18 protein-coding genes, 1 tRNA gene, 1 other RNA gene and 1 pseudogene are annotated in these 16,646 nt (G+C 69.6%); 10 read left to right on the forward strand and 11 right to left on the reverse strand.

All coding sequences use genetic code 11. The features are described from left to right. Nucleotides 1-159 precede the first annotated feature (159 nt). From QR64_RS10570 to QR64_RS10580, 3 genes are all read left to right on the forward strand, one after another. On the forward strand, nt 160-582 hold the full coding sequence (locus QR64_RS10570; RefSeq protein WP_006554437.1) for a DUF3052 domain-containing protein: 423 nt from the start codon (nt 160-162) through the stop codon (nt 580-582). A 31-nt stretch (nt 583-613) separates the two neighbouring features. After that, nucleotides 614-1,078: a peroxiredoxin gene (locus QR64_RS10575; protein WP_006554436.1), complete on the forward strand. Its 465-nt coding sequence runs from the start codon at nt 614-616 to the stop codon at nt 1,076-1,078. 32 nt (nt 1,079-1,110) lie between these two features. After that, a tRNA-Val gene (locus tag QR64_RS10580) sits at nt 1,111-1,182 on the forward strand. A 73-nt stretch (nt 1,183-1,255) separates the two neighbouring features. Here QR64_RS10580 and QR64_RS10585 read toward each other — a convergent pair. The 4 genes from QR64_RS10585 to QR64_RS10600 are packed head-to-tail and all read right to left on the reverse strand — an operon-like array spanning nt 1,256 to nt 3,677. Then, nucleotides 1,256-1,657 (reverse strand): DUF5655 domain-containing protein, encoded by a 402-nt coding sequence (locus QR64_RS10585; RefSeq protein WP_006554434.1) that lies wholly within the window; start codon nt 1,655-1,657, stop codon nt 1,256-1,258. Further along, nucleotides 1,654-2,490, reverse strand: a complete 837-nt coding sequence (locus tag QR64_RS10590; RefSeq protein WP_037216851.1) for an SURF1 family protein — start codon at nt 2,488-2,490, stop codon at nt 1,654-1,656. Before QR64_RS10590 ends, QR64_RS10585 begins: the two co-directional genes overlap by 4 nt. A 28-nt stretch (nt 2,491-2,518) precedes the next feature. Then, a complete protein-coding gene (locus tag QR64_RS10595) occupies nt 2,519-2,989 on the reverse strand; it encodes a low molecular weight protein-tyrosine-phosphatase (RefSeq protein WP_006554431.1) in 471 nt (156 codons plus the stop codon). After that, a complete protein-coding gene (locus QR64_RS10600) occupies nt 2,979-3,677 on the reverse strand; it encodes an HAD hydrolase-like protein (protein ID WP_039585159.1) in 699 nt (232 codons plus the stop codon). Before QR64_RS10600 ends, QR64_RS10595 begins: the two co-directional genes overlap by 11 nt. Before the next feature lie 75 nt (nt 3,678-3,752). On the opposite strand from QR64_RS10600, the gene QR64_RS10605 reads away from it, so the two are divergent. From QR64_RS10605 to QR64_RS10615, 3 genes are all read left to right on the forward strand, one after another. Beyond that, a complete protein-coding gene (locus QR64_RS10605) occupies nt 3,753-4,901 on the forward strand; it encodes a Nif3-like dinuclear metal center hexameric protein (RefSeq protein ID WP_006554429.1) in 1,149 nt (382 codons plus the stop codon). 74 nt (nt 4,902-4,975) lie between these two features. After that, the gene (locus QR64_RS10610) at nt 4,976-5,713 is read left to right on the forward strand and encodes a zinc ribbon domain-containing protein (RefSeq protein ID WP_006554428.1); all 738 of its coding nucleotides are present in this window, start codon (nt 4,976-4,978) and stop codon (nt 5,711-5,713) included. Further along, nucleotides 5,710-6,870, forward strand: coding sequence for a bifunctional RNase H/acid phosphatase (locus tag QR64_RS10615; protein ID WP_039585160.1), 1,161 nt, complete (start codon nt 5,710-5,712; stop codon nt 6,868-6,870). Before QR64_RS10610 ends, QR64_RS10615 begins: the two co-directional genes overlap by 4 nt. Here the strand turns inward: QR64_RS10615 and QR64_RS27755 are convergent. From QR64_RS27755 to QR64_RS10625, 3 genes and pseudogenes are all read right to left on the reverse strand, one after another. Next, nucleotides 6,848-7,249: a lipase family protein gene (locus QR64_RS27755; RefSeq protein WP_235367099.1), complete on the reverse strand. Its 402-nt coding sequence runs from the start codon at nt 7,247-7,249 to the stop codon at nt 6,848-6,850. The genes QR64_RS10615 and QR64_RS27755 overlap by 23 nt on opposite strands. 119 nt (nt 7,250-7,368) lie before the next feature. Beyond that, a pseudogene (locus QR64_RS28675) lies at nt 7,369-7,755 on the reverse strand (lipase family protein); the annotation flags it as partial. An 84-nt stretch (nt 7,756-7,839) separates the two neighbouring features. Further along, nucleotides 7,840-8,361 (reverse strand): DUF1697 domain-containing protein, encoded by a 522-nt coding sequence (locus QR64_RS10625; RefSeq protein ID WP_019289801.1) that lies wholly within the window; start codon nt 8,359-8,361, stop codon nt 7,840-7,842. Between the two features lie 55 nt (nt 8,362-8,416). Here QR64_RS10625 and rnpB point away from each other — a divergent pair. From rnpB to QR64_RS10640, 4 genes are all read left to right on the forward strand, one after another. Further along, nucleotides 8,417-8,824: RNase P RNA component class A (gene rnpB, locus QR64_RS25190), an RNA gene on the forward strand. Nucleotides 8,825-9,092: 268 nt separating this feature from the next. Then, nucleotides 9,093-9,275, forward strand: a complete 183-nt coding sequence (locus QR64_RS10630; protein WP_006554424.1) for a hypothetical protein — start codon at nt 9,093-9,095, stop codon at nt 9,273-9,275. Between the two features lie 43 nt (nt 9,276-9,318). Continuing rightward, a complete protein-coding gene (locus QR64_RS10635) occupies nt 9,319-10,728 on the forward strand; it encodes an RNB domain-containing ribonuclease (RefSeq protein WP_039585161.1) in 1,410 nt (469 codons plus the stop codon). After that, nucleotides 10,718-11,320: a CHAP domain-containing protein gene (locus QR64_RS10640; protein ID WP_039585162.1), complete on the forward strand. Its 603-nt coding sequence runs from the start codon at nt 10,718-10,720 to the stop codon at nt 11,318-11,320. The genes QR64_RS10635 and QR64_RS10640 overlap by 11 nt, the downstream gene beginning before the upstream one ends. Before the next feature lie 6 nt (nt 11,321-11,326). Here QR64_RS10640 and pip read toward each other — a convergent pair whose 3' ends face one another. The 4 genes from pip to panB all read right to left on the reverse strand — a co-directional run bounded on the left by pip (nt 11,327) and on the right by panB (nt 16,477). After that, nucleotides 11,327-12,238: a prolyl aminopeptidase gene (gene pip / locus QR64_RS10645; protein WP_052227279.1), complete on the reverse strand. Its 912-nt coding sequence runs from the start codon at nt 12,236-12,238 to the stop codon at nt 11,327-11,329. A 51-nt stretch (nt 12,239-12,289) separates the two neighbouring features. Beyond that, nucleotides 12,290-12,730 carry a hypothetical protein gene (locus tag QR64_RS10650; RefSeq protein WP_039585239.1) on the reverse strand — a complete coding sequence of 147 codons (441 nt, stop codon included), beginning with the start codon at nt 12,728-12,730 and terminating at the stop codon, nt 12,290-12,292. 71 nt (nt 12,731-12,801) lie between these two features. Continuing rightward, nucleotides 12,802-15,504, reverse strand: coding sequence for a cation-transporting P-type ATPase (locus tag QR64_RS10655; protein WP_006554419.1), 2,703 nt, complete (start codon nt 15,502-15,504; stop codon nt 12,802-12,804). Nucleotides 15,505-15,616: 112 nt separating this feature from the next. Next, on the reverse strand, nt 15,617-16,477 hold the full coding sequence (panB, locus tag QR64_RS10660) for a 3-methyl-2-oxobutanoate hydroxymethyltransferase (protein ID WP_039585165.1): 861 nt from the start codon (nt 16,475-16,477) through the stop codon (nt 15,617-15,619). Nucleotides 16,478-16,646: the final 169 nt, after the last annotated feature.

Below are 16,646 nucleotides of genomic sequence, written 5' to 3' on the forward strand. Positions count from 1 at the left end.
GTGCGAGGCGGTGCAATGGGTCCCTCTGGAAAGATTCTCCCGCTTTTCCCAGCGATTCGGGTTGCGTTGAGGCCCGCAACGATGTTCGCTTTGACCAATTGATCGTCACGCCGGTACGCGGATCCGATTCGCGCACCACAACCCTTAGGAGGAGCCACCGTGGTCGCCGCGGCGGATGCCAAGAACTATGTCTCCAAGCTCGGTATCACTCACGACCACGTGGTGCAGGAACTCGGTTGGGACGAGGACACCGACGACGAGTTGAGAGCTGCGATCGAAGAGGTCACCGGTACCGAGCTGCTCGACGAGGATTCCGACGAGGTCGTCGACGTCGTGCTGCTGTGGTGGCGCGACAGCGACGGCGACCTGGTCGACGCCCTCATGGACGCGATCGGCCCCCTCGCCGACGAGGGCGTCGTGTGGGTGCTCACCCCCAAGACCGGGCGCCCCGATCACGTCGAGCCCAGCGAGATCGCCGAGTCGGCCGCCACAGCCGGCCTCACCCAGACCACGGCCACCAACCTCGGTGACTGGATCGGCAGCCGCCTCGTCCAGCCCAAGGCCGGCCGTCCCCGCCGCTGAACCGGCTCCCGGAACGTAAGGATCCATACGCATGCCGATCGCCGTGGGCGCCGAAGCCCCCGATTTCACTCTCAAGGACCAGAACAACCAGGAGGTGACGCTGTCGAGCTTTCGGGGCAGCAAGAACGTGCTCCTGGTGTTCTACCCGCTCGCCTTCACCGGCGTCTGCCAGGGCGAGCTGTGCGCCGTGCGCGACGATCTGCCCACCTTCGAGAACGACGACACCGCGATCCTCGCGGTGTCGGTCGGCCCGTCGCCGAGCCACAAGATCTGGGCGGCCGAGCAGGGCTACACCTTCCCGCTGCTGTCCGACTTCTGGCCGCACGGCGAGGTCGCGCAGGCCTACGGTGTGTTCAACGAGAAGTTCGGTTTCGCCAACCGCGGCACGTTCGTCATCGACAAGGACGGCATCGTGCAGTTCGCGGAGGAGAACCAGCCCGGAGAGGCCCGTGACCAGGGAGCTTGGGCCAGAGCGCTCGCCGCGCTAAAGTCCTGATGCGAAGTCGGCGGCACCTGCCGCCGTCTTTCGGGCGTGTAGCTCAGTGGTAGAGCTCTGGTTTTACACACCAGCGGTCGGGGGTTCGAAACCCTCCGCGCCCACAATCACATGTAGCGATTCCGGTGGATCCGGCCACCGTCTAGCGGGGTCCGATCCACACAAATCCCCTAGACGTCAGTCGCGTGGTTCCGCCGCGGTGCGGTAGGCGACGTTCAGCAACTCCACGAAGTGGTCGTCGAGTTCGTCGACCGACGAGACGCTCAGCCGGTGCGTCGTCACCGTCCCCTTCTTCGGGAACGCCTCACGCAGCGTCGCGTGGTGGATGCGCCGCGGCAGATCCAGAGCCACCTCGAGGCGCGAGGCGTAGACGAACGCCGCCGCGAACGGGCGGCCCCGCGACCAGGAGATCTCGGACGCGTGAACGTGCTCGGTGACGTCGCCGCCGAGGTCGAGGATCATGGCGCGCACGTGCCGGAACACATCGACGGCGGCCGGATCCTTGTCGGCCAGGTAGTCGTCGACGGTCGCGTACATCGGGAGCTCCTCGAATCGGGGCAGGGTGGTCGGCTCGGTCACCGCGGCCGGCCGTATCGATCGGCGAGCTTCTCGCTCGCGGTGCGCGGTGCCGCTTCCGCCGGGGCCTCGGCTGCGTCACCACCGTCTTGCGAACCCTTGGACTTCCTACGCTCCCGCAGCTCGGCCCACACGAAATAGCCCAGACCCAGCGGAGCCATGATCCCGAACGCCAGCCACTGCAGGCCGTACGACAGGTACGGGCCCGAATCGAGCTGGGGGAGCGGGATCACGCCGAGACCGCCGGGCTGGTCGGCGTCGAGCTGCAGGTAGACGTCCTCGAGATCGAGACCGGTGACGGATGCGACCTGCGGGGCGTCGATGAAGTACACCTGCTGGTAGCCGTCGTCGACGAAGGGGGCTTTGTCCTCGACCGTTCCCTCGGACATCCGGATGCGGGCGTCGAGCGTGACGGGGCCGGACGGCGCGGGCGGGATCTCGGGGATCTCGGTGCCGCGGACCGGCCGCACGTACCCGCGGTTGACGAGGATCGTTCCGCCGGAATCGAGTGCGAACGGAGTCAGCACCTCGTAGGCCGGCTGCGACTCGACGCTGCGCAACCGCACGAGCACGTCCGACTCGGGCAGATAGGAGCCCTGCGCGAGCGCACGGCGCCACTCGTCCTCGATGGTCGGACCGTCGCCGCCCAGTAGGTCACCGACGGGAACCGGATCCTGTGCCATCGACGCAGCGATGCGACCGTTGCGGTCCTCGGTGCTCGTGTTCTTGCCCAGCTGCCACGGCGCGAGGACCGTGAAGCACGCGTAGGCGAAGCCGACGACCACCAGTGCCAGGACCAACCAGCCGGGGCGTAGGAGAAATGTCAATCGGCGCACAGATCCACGGTAGCCGGTGAGGTGCGTCTCACTGCTGCCGCACCCGCTCGAGCAGGCCCGGAACGGCGGTTTCGATCTGTTCGCGGACCTGCTCGAACTCGTCGAGAGAGCCGTAGTACGGATCGGGCACGGAATCGTCGTCGGCGTCGGGATCGAACGAACGCAGCAGCACACGGCGATCGGACGGGACACCGAGCTGCGCCAGCGCCCGCTCGTGAGTGGTGGTCATGGCGACGACGAGGTCGGCCGCCAGGTGCTCGGCACGGAGCTTCGCCGCGCAGTGACCGGTGGGATAACCGTGCCGCTGCAGCACCGCATCGGTGCGCGGATCCGCCTCGGACCCGACGTGCCAGCCGTGCGTGCCGGCGCTGCTCACCCGGACGCGCTCGTCGAGTCCTTCCCGGCGCAGGTGTTCGGCGAAGATCTTCTCGGCCATCGGCGACCGGCAGATGTTGCCGGTGCACACGAAGGTCACGTGGAAGCGGTCGTCAGCGTCCACCCGTGAGCACCTCCCGCAGTTCTTCGACCGAGGCGGTCGTCCGCGCCGCCGCACGACCCTCGGTCTCGGTCCCGTAACCCCACTCGACGAAGACCGTGGGGATGCCGAACCGGCCCGCACCGTGGATGTCGTGCTCGCGGTCGCCCACCATCACCACGCCGGTCGTGCCGCCGGCCTCTGCATCCTGCGGATCGATCCCGAAAGCGGCGAGGCTGTGCGCGACGACCTCCCACTTGTGCCGCCGGGCGCCGTCGTCGCTCGCACCCCCGATGAACTCGAAGTATCCGGTCAGACCGAAGTGGTCGAGGATCCGTTCGGCGAACGTCTGGGACTTCGACGTCGCCACCGCCAGGCGGCTACCTGCCTCACGGACGGCCTCGAGCACTGCTTCGATGCCGTCGAAGACGGCGTTCTCCGCCCAGCCGGTGGCGGAGTAGTAGTCCCGGTAGGCCGCGAGTCCCGCAGCGACCTGCTCCTCGTCGAGCCCGAGATTCTGCAGGGTGTCGCGCATGGGCGGTCCGAGCAGCCACTGCAGGTCGCCGTCCGGTGCCTCGAAGCCGGTCGTCTCGGCGGCGTGGAGGAACCCGTTGATCACCCCGGTCGCGGAATCGGTGAGCGTGCCGTCCAGATCGAAGAGGACGACGGGAGCAGGGAGCACGAGCGGCTGGGTGGCAGCGAGAACAGTCACCGGGCCATTCTCCCCGTTCGTTCGGTCTTCCGCCGCGTAGGGTCGTGCGCGTAGGAGAGAGCGGATCGGCTGGAGGTGGACGTGACGGCGGCGACGCTGCGTGAGGTGATCGACGTTCTGGAGACGGCCTACCCGCCGTCGCTGGCGGAGAGCTGGGACTCGGTGGGACTCGTCGCCGGCGACCCCGACGAGCCGGTGCGCAAGGTGCTGCTCGCCGTCGACGCGACCGCGGCTGTCGTCGACGAGGCGATCGAATGGGGCGCGCAACTGCTGCTGGTGCACCACCCGCTGCTGCTGCGCGGAGTCGACACGGTGGGCGCGCACACCCCCAAGGGCGCGCTGATCCACCGCCTCATCCGCGGCGGCTGCGCTCTGTTCACCGCGCACACCAACGCCGACCGTGCGAACCCCGGTGTCTCGGACGCCCTCGCCGGGGCGCTGGGCCTGACCGGCCTGCGACCGCTCGAGGCCAAGCCCGAACCCGCGACCGACAAGTGGGTCGTGATGGTGCCGTCCGACGCCGCCGACACGGTGCGCGCGGGACTGTTCGCAGCGGGCGCGGGTGCCCTCGGCAACTACCGCGAATGCTGCTGGTCGACCACGGGCACCGGCCAGTTCCGCCCGGTCGACGGCGCGGACCCGGCCGTCGGCTCGGTCGGCGACCTCGAACGCGTCCCCGAGGACCGGATCGAGGTCATCGCGCCGCGCCGGTCGCGCGCGGCGGTACTCGCGGCCCTGCGCGACGCGCACCCGTACGAGGAACCGGCCTTCGACATCATCGAACTCGCCGACCTGCCGAGCGATCGCGGGCTCGGCCGGGTGGGGGAGCTGCCGCAGACCCGCACGTTGCGCGAGTTCACCGCCGACGTCGCCGCCGCGCTGCCGGCCACCGAATGGGGTGTGCGCGGTGCGGGCGACCCCGACCGGCCGGTGCGGACCGTGGCGGTGTGCGGCGGATCCGGTGATTCTTTCCTCGGGCTCGCCACCGCGCAGGGGGTCGACGTCTACGTCACCGCCGACCTGCGGCACCATCCCGCCGACGAGCATCTGCGCGCCGGGGGTCCCGCGCTGGTGGACGTCGCGCACTGGGCGAGCGAGTACCCGTGGTGCGCGCAGGCCCGCGACGTCCTCGATAGGGCGTTCGCCGATCGGGACGGCTGGCAGGCGCGGGTCAGCGAGTTGCGCACCGATCCCTGGACGACCGCGGCGGGCGCGGTACGGTAATCAGCTACGACACGTCCCGCGTGGCCGCCGACTCCCGGTCCACCGACACACCATCGAAAGCAGGAACCACCCGAGTGAACGTCGAACCCACCGTGCAGGCCAAGCTGCTGTCCCTCGCCGCCGTGGACGCAGAGCTGAACCGCCTCGCGCATCGCCGTCGGACACTGCCCGAACAGCAGGAGGTGGACCGCCTGCAGACCGAGCGCAACGCGCGCAAGGACGCCGCGGTGGCCGTCGAGATCATCCTCGACGACCTCGACCGGGACATCCGGAAGCTCGAGGGCGAGATCGAGGCCGTGCGCATGCGCGCCGACCGCGACCGGTCGATGCTCCAGAGCGGCTCGGTGGGATCGAAGCAGCTCACCGAACTGCAGCACGAGCTCACCAGCCTCGAGCGTCGCCAGGCGGCACTCGAGGACGACCTGCTCGAGGTCATGGAGCGTCGTGAGGCGTCGAAGGCCGACCACGACCACGCCGGTGCGCGGGTCTCGCAGGTCGACGACCAGCTCGGCGACGCCGTCCGGGCCCGCGACGAGGCGCTCGCCGACATCGAGGTGGCCGAGCAGCGGTGCCGCAGCGACCGCGAGGCACTGCTCGCCGTCTTTCCTACGGAACTGGTGACGCTCTACGAGAAGCAGCGCGAGAAGTCCGGCATCGGCGCCGCACTGCTGCAGGCCCGCCGCTGCGGCGCGTGCCGTCTCGAACTGGACCGCGGTGAGATCGCCCGGATCGCCGCCGCACCTGCCGATCTGCTCGTCCGGTGCCCGGAGTGCGACGCGATCCTGGTTCGCACCAAGGAATCCGGACTGTGACGACGGTCGTCGTCGAAGCGGACGGTGGTTCTCGCGGGAATCCCGGACCGGCCGGTTACGGTGCCGTGGTCTTCGATGCCGACCATCGGACCGTCCTCGCCGAACGCCAGGCGAGCATCGGGCGCGCGACGAACAACGTCGCCGAGTACAAGGGTCTGATCGCCGGTCTCACCGCCGCCGCCGAGCTCGGCGCCGACGAGGTGCACGTCCGCATGGATTCCAAGCTCGTCGTCGAGCAGATGAGCGGACGGTGGCAGGTCAAACATGCCGACATGATCCCGCTGGCCGCGCAGGCACGTGAGCTCGCCGGCCGGTTCCGCAGCGTCGACTTCACGTGGATCCCGCGTGCGGAGAACGCCCACGCCGACCGGCTGGCCAACGCCGCGATGGACGCGGCGGCCGAAGCGCTGCTGGACGTCGCGTCCGACACTGTGACGCGTCCCGTGGCGCCGTCGAATGCGGGGACCGAGAACGTCGCCACCCCGCCGGCCGTGCCTGTGCCCGATCCGGCAGTGCCGCCTTCACCCGGCTGGACCGGTGCGGTCGGATCACCGACCCGTCTTCTGCTGCTGCGTCACGGGCAGACCTCGCTGTCGGTCGAGCGTCGCTACTCGGGGCGGGGCAACCCGGAGCTGACCGAACTCGGTCGCGACCAGGCGGTCGCCGCGGCCCGGCGACTCGGTGCCCGCGGCGGGATCACCGCCGTGCTGGCGTCACCGCTGGGGCGAGCGCGGGAGACGGCCGCTGCGGCCGCCGACGCCCTCGATCTCCCGGTGACGGTGCACGACGGGCTGATCGAGACGGATTTCGGCGACTGGGAGGGTCTCACCTTCGCCGAGGCCGCGCGTCGCGATCCCGAACTGCACCGCCGCTGGCTCGGCTACACCTCCGTGCGACCCCCGAACGGCGAGAGCTTCGACGAGGTCGCCAAGCGGATCGCCTCGGTGCGCGACGACCTGCTGACCGACTACGTCGGCTCGACCGTGCTGGTCGTCTCGCACGTCACGCCCATCAAGACGTTCCTGCAGATGGCGCTCGAGTCCGGCCCGTCGCTGCTGTACCGCCTGCACCTGGATCTCGCGTCGCTCAGCATCGCCGAGTTCTACGCGGACGGCGGCTCGTCCGTGCGGCTCGTCAACGACACCTCGCACCTGTGAACCCGTAGCGGTCGCGAAACGACGAGTGGCCGCGCAGACATGTCGGGGGGTTGCCTGCGCGGCCACTCATCAGGTCTATCTGTCGGCCGACCGAGGGTGTTACACGGTCCCGAGAAATTCTTCCGGCGGGATGTCGGGCGGTGCAGCCGGACTGGGATTCCCGGCCGGAGAACCACTGATCGAGCCAGTCGAGGCCTTCGACGACGGACGGGAACATGCCGATCAGATGGCCCGTCCCGGTCTTCGTCAGAACGGGTCCGACGTCGTAGCGGCGGTAGGTGACGTCGGCGCCGGCCGAGCACCACTTGTCGACCATGGGGTCGACCCCTTGGACGAGCACGAAGTCGTTGCCCGTGCTCTGCGCCACGAAGACCGGCATTGCCGGGGCGCGGTTGCTGAGTTGCTGCTCGACGACCAGCGACGCCCACGGCTCGTCGCCGAGATGAAACCGTCGACGACCCAGCCGATCCCGCCGGAGAGCAGGGATCCGTCGCCGGCCACGGCGAGGTCGCCCAGGTCGGCGGGCGGTGAACCGGCCACGGCGCCGACCACCGACAGTTCGGGGGCGTACGTGGCGGCGAGTTCGGCGGCCGAGGCGGATGCCATGCCGCCCTGCGAATATCCCCAGAACGCGATCGGGTCGTCGGGGTCGAGACCGCTGCGGTACATCAAGCGGGTGACGGCCGCGTCGAGGACGGCCGGGGTTTTCGGGACGACGGCGGCGACCGACGATGCGGTGCGCAGGACGTCGCCGAGCGGCGCCGTCTCGAAGGCCGGAGGGGACGTGTAGAAGTCGGTATCGGACTCGGCGGTCTCCACCGTCGGTGTGGTCGCGAGGAGTGCAGCCGCGGCGATCGAGGCGAATGCTCCGGTGCGTCTGCGCATCCTGGACCTTCCGGCGGGCCGAATGTCGAGGAGGGACGCTACCTGCAGTCTGTACGCAGGTGCGATGGCCGGCGACGTGCCCTGTCAGGCCAGTCGACGCAGCGTGTTGAGGTTCCGGACGGTCGTCGTCGCCTTGTTCCGGGCCGAACCCGACTGTTTCCCCACGGCACTGTCGAGCGTCGAGCCCTTCACGACCTGCCAGTAGAGGACCCTCTTGCCTACCTCGATGCACTCGAGATTCGGATCGAGATCGTCCGACAGGGCGGCCAGCGATTCGAGTACGGCGGGATCGGAGACGAACACGACGTACGAATGCCGGTCGGCGCGTGCGTCGTCGAAGGGATACGCCTCGACGACCCGCGCGAGATACGACTGCTCGACGACGAAGGTGTAGGCCTCGTAACCGAACCGCTCGGTGAGTGCGGCCTCGATCCGGGCCTTCGCGGTGGCGGGGTCGTCCTCGGAGTCGAAGAGCACGTTGCCGGACGCGAGTACGGTGCGGACGTTCTCGAAGCCGAGGCCGACGAAGACCTTCTTCAGATCGGCCATCCGGATGCGGATGCCGCCGACGTTGATTCCGCGGAGCAGGGCCACGAGTCGCGTCATGAGTGCACCGTAGTTGGCGGCGCCGATACGCCGCGGGATAGTCTGGTCGAGCGAACGAGTCGGCCGGGCGGCCGCGGAGCAGGGAACCGGTACCGGATGGTGCCAGGCCCTGAATCGAGGAAAGTCCGGACTCCACAGAGCAGGGCGGTTGCTAACGGCAACCCGAGGTGACTCGCGGGACAGTGCCACAGAAAGCAAACCGCCTGCCGTACGGCAGGTAAGGGTGAAAGGGTGCGGTAAGAGCGCACCAGCGCCCCGGGTGACCGGGGCGGCTAGGTAAACCCCGCCCGGAGCAAGGTTGAAGGTCGCACCGCGTGCGGTGCGGCTGCGCAGGTGTTCGAGGGCTGCTCGCCCGAGCCTGCGGGTGAACCGCTCGAGGTACCCGGCGACGGTGTGCCCAGATGGATGGTCGCCACCCCGTTTCGGCGGGGGACAGGATCCGGCTTACAGGCCGGCTCGTTCGCCCGGCGTCTCCCGATCCCACCGCGTTGCTACCGGTCGGGTCAGATCGGATAGATGACCAGCAGGTGCGCCCAGTAGGAGGCCGCATCCGGACCCAGCCAGGGCAGCAACGCGTCGTAGAGGATGTAGGACATGGCGTGCTCCTTCGTTCGGACATCGAGCACATGCGCGTTCGGACATCGAGCACATGTGTGCGGCCCGACAGTACCGCGCCACGCCCGCCGACGGGTTGCCCGTACACGAGGACGTCGTTCGGGCACACTGAGACCATGAGCGACGACGGCTGGTACTACGACGTGCGTACGGGGAAGGTCTCCCAGGGCAAGGATCCGCACGCCCTCAACCGTATGGGGCCCTACCCGGATCGGGAGACCGCTCAGCGGGCGCTGGAGATCGCGGCAGAGCGGAACAAGGCGGCCGACGCCGCCGACGACGACTGGAAGAACGGTTGAGTTCGACGACGAGCATCCGGAACCGCAGGAGTTCCCGAGCATCGTGGTGACCACTCCCATCGTCGTCGCGCCGGCGATCGACTTCGCCGACGTGCGCGCCGAATTCGACCTCGTCGACGGCTTCCCGTCGGATGCCCTCGACGAGGCACGGCAGGCGGCCGACCGCTACGCGGACGTCCGCGAGGACCGCACCGACCTGCCGCTCGTGACCATCGACCCACCCGGATCGATGGATCTCGATCAGGCGCTGCACCTCGAACGCACCGACGACGGTTTCGTGCTGCACTACGCGATCGCCGACGTGTACGCACTCGTCGAACCGAGTGGCGCACTGGACGCCGAGACGCACCGCCGCGGGCAGACCTACTATCTGCCCGACGGCTCGGTGCCGTTGCATCCACGCGAGCTGTCCGAGGGCACGGCGAGCCTGCTGCCGGACGCCGTCCGCCCGGCGGCGCTGTGGCGGATCGAGACCGACCACGGCGGGGAGCCCGTCGCGGTGAGCGTGCGGCGTGCGCTCGTCCGGTCGGTCGCGCGCATGGACTACGCCGGAGTGCAGCGCGACGCCGACGCGGACAGGTTGCATCCGTCCGTCGAGGCGTTGCCCGACTTCGGCCGGTTGCGCTCGGCCGCGGCGCTCGCGCGCGGCGCGATCGAACTGCGTCTGCCCACGCAGGACGTCGTGCCGCACGGCGACGGCTGGAGGCTGCAGATCGAACCGCGGACCGAGGCCGACGAGTGGAACTCCGAGATCTCGCTGCTCACCGGAATGTGCGCCGCGCAGATGATGATCGACGCCGGGGTCGGTCTGCTGCGCACCCTTCCCGCCGCCGATCCCGCGGCGGTCGACGGGCTGCGTCGCACCGCTCGGTCGTTGGACGTGCCGTGGCCGCCGGAGATGGGAGTCGGGTCCTTCCTCGCCGGACTCGACGCCCACGATCCGCGCACGCTCGTGTTGATGAGCGAAGCGCCGACGCTACTGCGCGGGGCGTCCTATGCCGCCTTCGACGGTGACCTGCCCGAGACCATCCTGCACGGAGCGATCGGCGCGCCCTACGCGCATGTCACCGCGCCGTTGCGCCGGTTGTCCGACCGATACGCCACCGAGGTGTGCCTCGCGGTGTCGTCGGGCCTGCCCGTCCCGGAGGCGGTGCGCGCCGAACTGTCCGCGATGCCGAAGATCATGTCGTCGACCGATTCGCTCGCCGGCAAGGTGAACCGGGCGTGCATCGACCTGACCGAGGCCGTCGTGCTCGCGCCGCGAGTGGGGGAGACCTTCGAGGCGACGGTGCTGAAGGAAGCCACCGACCGGCATGACGCCGAGGTGTTCGTCGCCTCCGAGACCGTCATCGGCCCGTGCGGCGGGGCACCCGAGGAGGGCAGCACCGTGCGGGTGCGGCTCACCCTCGCCGACCCGCAGGCCCGCAAGATCCGCTTCGACCATGACCGGTGAGACCACGCGGCGGCGACGTCCGGTCGCTGCCGTCCTCGCCGTCGCGGTCGCGTTGTGCGCGGCGCTCGCGGTGCTCGTGTGGTGGATCCTGCCGAACCGGCTGTTCCCCTGGGACAGTGCGTCGTTCCCCGAGATCGACACGTCGGCGTTGACACCGACGCAGGTGCGGATCGTCGAACTGCTCGAGGAGCAGCACGAGGCGCAGAATCCCGGCACGTTCTACTCGGAGGATGTCCGCGAACCGTGGTGCGCCGACTTCGTCAGCTGGATCATGCGGGAAGCCGGTGTGCCGCTGTCCAATCCGCATTCGGGCCACTGGCGGATCCCCGGCGTGTTCACGCTCGGTGAGTTCTACGAGCAAGCCGACCGCTACGAACCGGCGGGCACGGGGTACCGGCCGGAGGTCGGCGATGTGGTGCTGTACCACAACAGGATCGGTGTCGGTCAGCGCGAGCACACGAACATCGTCGTCGCCGTCGACGGTGATTCCGCGATCACCGTCGGCGGAAACGAGATGGGCCGCATCCGCGTCCACGAACTCGACGTGACCGGGGACGACGCCGTGGTCGGCTTCGGGCGGTTGCCGGGCTGATCCGGGTCAGCGGAAGGTGTCGGTGGCCTCGACGAGCCGGTGCACGATTCCCGGTTCGGTCGCCGCATGGCCCGCGTCGTCGACGATGTGCAGGCGGGAGAACGGCCACGCCTCGTGCAGGTCGTGCGCGCTGCGCGTCGGGCACACCACGTCGTAGCGGCCCTGCACAATCACGCCCGGGATGTCGCGCAGCAGATGCGCGTCGCGCAGGAGTGCCCCCTCGTCGAAGAAGCCACGGTGGTGGAAGTAGTGGTTCTCGATACGAGCGAAGGCCAACGCGAACCGGGGTTCGGCCGTCTCCGCGACGCGATCCGGGTTCGGCAGCAGTGAACTCGTGGCGCCCTCCCAGGTGGACCACGCGATCGCCGCGTTCAGGGCGACGTCCGGATCGGTCGAGTGCAGCAGGCGGTGGTAGACGTCCACGGGATGCTCGCCGGGCCCAGTGGTGGCGAGCGGGGCACAGAATCCTTCCCACGCCTCAGGGAACAGCTGCCCGGCGCCGCCGTTGTAGTACCAGTCGATCTCGCTGCGGCGCAGCAGGAAGATCCCGCGCAGGACGAGTTCGGTGACGTGCTCGGGGTGCCGCTGGGCGTAGGCGAGGGCGAGCGTCGAGCCCCACGACCCGCCGAAGACCATCCACCGGTCCACACCGAGGAAGGTGCGCAGCCGCTCGATGTCGGCGACCAGATGGTCGGTCGTGTTGACCGACAGATCGGCGCCGTCGGCCACGTGGGGCTGCGACCGGCCGCAGCCGCGCTGGTCGAACAACACGATCCGGTAGGCGCCCGGATCGAAGAAGCGCCGGTGCAGGGGTGCGGTGCCGCCACCCGGACCACCGTGGAGGAAGACCACGGGCTTGCCTTGCGGGTTGCCGCTGACCTCCCAGTACAGCTGCTGGCCGTCACCGACGTCGAGCATGCCCGTCTCGTGCGGCTCGATCGGCGGATACAGTTCGCGTCGCTCCACGGGTCAGAACCCGACGAGACCCGACGCGAGATCGGGAATGTCGAGGCCGCGCAGGGCCTCCTCGCGCACCTGCGGGCACTGCGAGGAGGTCGCCGCGTCGATGCGGCCCCGGTCGCCCGCGAGCACGACGAGATCGACACCGTTCGCCGCACCCCATTCACCGACGAGGATGTTGAGGCCGCCGCGACCCACCGACGGGGTGTAGGTGCGCCAGTTCGACAACTGACCTTCGAGACGAGCACACAGGTCGGCGGTCTGCGCCTCGGTGAAGCCACCCGCTCCGGCCTCCGCGGGGCTCGATCCCGCAGCCGATGTCGTTTCCGTCGTCACCGGGGACTCGGTGGACGTGCCGGTCGGCGCCGGGTCCTGGGCCGGCGCGCACGCCGCGAGAACACCTGCCAGCGCGACGGCGACGGCGGGAACGAGACTGGAGCGGATCTGCATGGACACCTCACGGGTCGTACGGTCGGATCGTCGTCGAGTCTGCCACCGGCCGGGGACGGGGCCCTCGGCGGTCAGGACACGGGTGCCGGTCGCAGGCGCCGGACCACCCACTTCTCGAACTCGGCGACGACGAACACCAGCAGGCCCGCCGCGAGCACCTTGCCCCAGTCCGCCCACGAGATCGCGGCGGACCCGAAGATCGCCTGCATGAACGGGGCGTAGGTGAACAACAGTTGCAACGCGGCGCACGCCGCGATCGCAGCAAGCACGTACCGGTTCCCGAACAGCCCGTCGCGGGTGAGGACCGTGTCGCGGATGCGGCGGCTGTTGAGCAGGTAGAACATCTCGGCCACGACGATCGCGTCCACCGCGAGCGTGCGCGCGACCTCCACCGGTGCACCGCGGTCGAGTTCCCACAGGAACAGGCCGAGCGAGCCGACCATCATCAGCACCGACACCATCACCACGCGCCAGACGAAGAAGCGGGACAGCAGTGATTCCCCGGGCGGTCGCGGCCTGCGGAGCATGACCGACTTCTCCGTCGGTTCGAACGCGAGCGCCAGACCGAGGGTGCTGACGGTGGCGAGGTTGATCCACAGCACCTGCGCGGGTGTGAGCGGCAGGGTGAGCTGGAAGAGGATGGCGGCGACGACCACCAGCGCCTCACCGCCGTTGGTGGGCAGCATGAAGAGGACGAACTTCTTCAGGTTGTCGTAGACGCCGCGGCCCTCGCGGACTGCGGCGGCGATGCTCGCGAAATTGTCGTCGGCGAGAACGACGTCGGCCGCTTCCTTGGCGGCCTCGGTTCCGGTCATGCCCATCGCGACCCCGACGTCGGCCCGCGCAAGCGCCGGCGCGTCGTTCACACCGTCGCCGGTCATCGCCACGACGTGACCGCCGGCCTGCAGGGCGCGCACCAGACGGAGTTTGTGCTCGGGACTGGTGCGCGCGAAGATGTCCGTCTCCGCGACGACCCGGCGCAGTTCCGCATCGTCGAGGGTCTCGATCTCGGCGCCGGTCATCGCCCGCGAACCCGTGCCGAGACCCATCTGCGCCCCGATCTCGGCGGCGGTGGCGGCGTGGTCACCGGTGATCATCTTCACCGTGATCCCGGCGCGGTGGCATTCGCGCACCGCCGTGATCGCCTCCTCGCGCGGCGGGTCGATGATGCCGACCAGAGCGAGCATCGTGAAGTCGTGCCGGGCGTCTTCGAAGGCGAGCACGCCGTCCTCCGGTTCGCGGTCGCGGAACGCGAGGGCCAGCACGCGCAGGCCCTGGGCCGCGATCTCGTCGGCGCGGCGGGTCCAGTAGGCCTCGTCGACGGGGCGTACCACGCCGTCGGCGCCGAGCTGGCCGGTGCAGGCGACGAGGACCCGCTCCGGGGCGCCCTTGAGCAGGATGCGTTCGCGGCGACCGTCGTCGTGCGGGTGCAGGGTCGCCATGAACTTGTGTTCGGATTCGAACGGGACGACATCGAGGCGCGGCCACCGCTCGTGGGCCGCCGCGGTGGGCAGGCCGGCCTTGCGGCCGAGGACGACGAGCGCTGCCTCGGTGGGGTTGCCGTGCACCTCCCACACGCCGTCCTCCTCGACCACCTCGGTGTCGTTGCACAGGACACCGGCGCGGACGGCCAGATCGAGTGCCGGGTCGGTGTGCGGATCGACCGGATCGCCACTCTCGGCGGCGATGATCGAACCGATCGGCGCGTAACCGACACCGCCCACCTCGACGGTGCGGTGCGCACACACGACCTTCTGCACGGTCATCTCGTTGCGGGTCAACGTGCCCGTCTTGTCGGAGCAGATCACCGTCACCGAGCCGAGGGTCTCGACGGCAGGAAGGCGCCGGATGACGGCGTTGCGCCGGGCCATGCGTTGCACGCCGAGGGACAGGGCCACGGTCATCACGGCCGGGAGTCCCTCGGGGATCGCGGAGGCGGCCAACGCGACCACGAGGGTGAACATCTCCGCCGGGCTCTCGCCGCGCCACACGACACCGAGCGCGAAGGTCACGGCGGACGCGAGGAGGATGACCGCCGCCAGCCAACGGCCGAAGCGGCCGATCTGCTCGAGCAACGGTGTGGCCGCGCGGTCGACACCCGACAACAGGGCATTGATGCGGCCGAGTTCGGTGTCGGAGCCGGTCGCGATCACCACGCCGTCACCCTGGCCGAAAACCGCGACGGTGCCGGTGAAGCACGTCGATCTGCGGTCGCCGAGTTCGGTGTCGGCGTCGACCGGGTCCGGTGTCTTGGCGACGGGCACGGATTCACCGGTCAGGGCCGCCTCGTCGATGCGCAGCTCACGCGAGCTCAGGATCCGCAGGTCGGCGGGGACGCGGTCGCCGGAGGCGAGGCGCACCACGTCGCCCGGCACGAGATCTGCCGCGGGGATGTCGACGATCCGGCCGTCGCGGTGGACCCGCGTCCGGGGCGCGAGCATGGCACGGATCGAGTCGAGCGCGGACGCGGCGCGACCCTCCTGGACGAAACCGATGAGCGCGTTCACGATCACGGCACCCATCAGGACTGCCGTGTCTATCCAGTGGCCCAGGAACGCGGTGACGACAGCGGCCGCCATCATCACGTACAGCAGGACGTTGTGGAACTGTCGCAGCAGTCGCCACCACCAGCGATCCGAGCGGGGAGCGGGCAGCGCATTGGGTCCGTACAGCTCCCGCCGGCGGGTCGCCTCGGCCGTGGTCAGTCCCGCTTCGGTGGTCTCGAGCCGGGCGAGCGTGTCACCGGAATCGAGTGCGTGCCAGGGGTGGCTCATTACCGAAATTTTACTCAGTGTCGCTTCCGCGGGCACCCCGGGACGGCGGTGATCCCGGACGCACGAGGGGCACCACCGCGGTCGGTGGTGCCCCTCGGCAAACGAGCGATCGTCAGAAGGAGTGCTCGGGCCCCGGGAAGGTGCCCTGCCCGACCTCTGCTGCGTACTGTGTTGCGGCGCGGCGCAGTTCGTCGCCCACCTGTCCGAACTTCTTGACGAACTTCGCGGTCTTCCCGCTCGTGTAGCCGGCCATGTCCTGCCAGACGAGGACCTGGGCGTCGCACTCGTTGCCGGCGCCGATGCCGACGGTCGGGATGCTCAGCTTGCGGGTGACCTGCCCGGCCAGGTCGGCCGGCACCATCTCCATCACGACGGAGAAGGCGCCTGCCTCCTGGACGGCGATCGCGTCGGCGACGAGCTGCTCGGCGCCGTCGCCGCGGCCCTGCACCCGGAACCCGCCGAGTGTGTTCACGGACTGCGGGGTGAAGCCGATGTGTGCCTGCACGGGGATGCCGGCGGCGGTGATCGCGGCGATCTGCGGAGCCATCCGCTCGCCACCCTCGAGCTTCACCGCGTGGGCGCCGCCCTCCTTCATGAACCGCACGGCCGTGGCGAGGGCCTGTTCGGGCGAGGCCTCGTACGAGCCGAACGGCAGGTCGGCGACGACGAGCGCGTGCGGAGCACCGCGCACTACGCCGCGGACGAGGGGGAGGAGTTCGTCGACGGTCAGGGGCACCGTGGTGTCGTAGCCGTAGACGACGTTGGCTGCGGAATCGCCCACGAGCAGGACGGGGATACCCGCCTCCTCGAAGATGCGGGCGGAGGAGTAGTCGTAGGCCGTCAACTCTGCCCAGCGGCGGCCTTCGGCCTTCATCGCCTGCAGGTGATGGACTCGTGTCTTGCGCTTGGGGGTGTCGGCAGGGGCTGAAGCGGAGGCCGCGCCGCCGTATACGGACGTCACGTTGTCGGACATCACTGTCCCTTTCTTCCTCGAGGCCCTCGGGGTCCCCGGGTCGGGTGATGACTGTCTCAGTCTGCCACTCGGCCCGGAGAGCGCGAAGGCCGCGCAGCGGTGCGATTCGTCACACCGAACGACCGCTCGGAAGAGAGTGCAGGTCGTGTCGCTGCAGGTTGACCGGGGC

This window comes from Rhodococcus sp. Chr-9, assembly GCF_000801125.1.
Taxonomy (GTDB): Bacteria; Actinomycetota; Actinomycetes; order Mycobacteriales; family Mycobacteriaceae; genus Rhodococcus; species Rhodococcus pyridinivorans.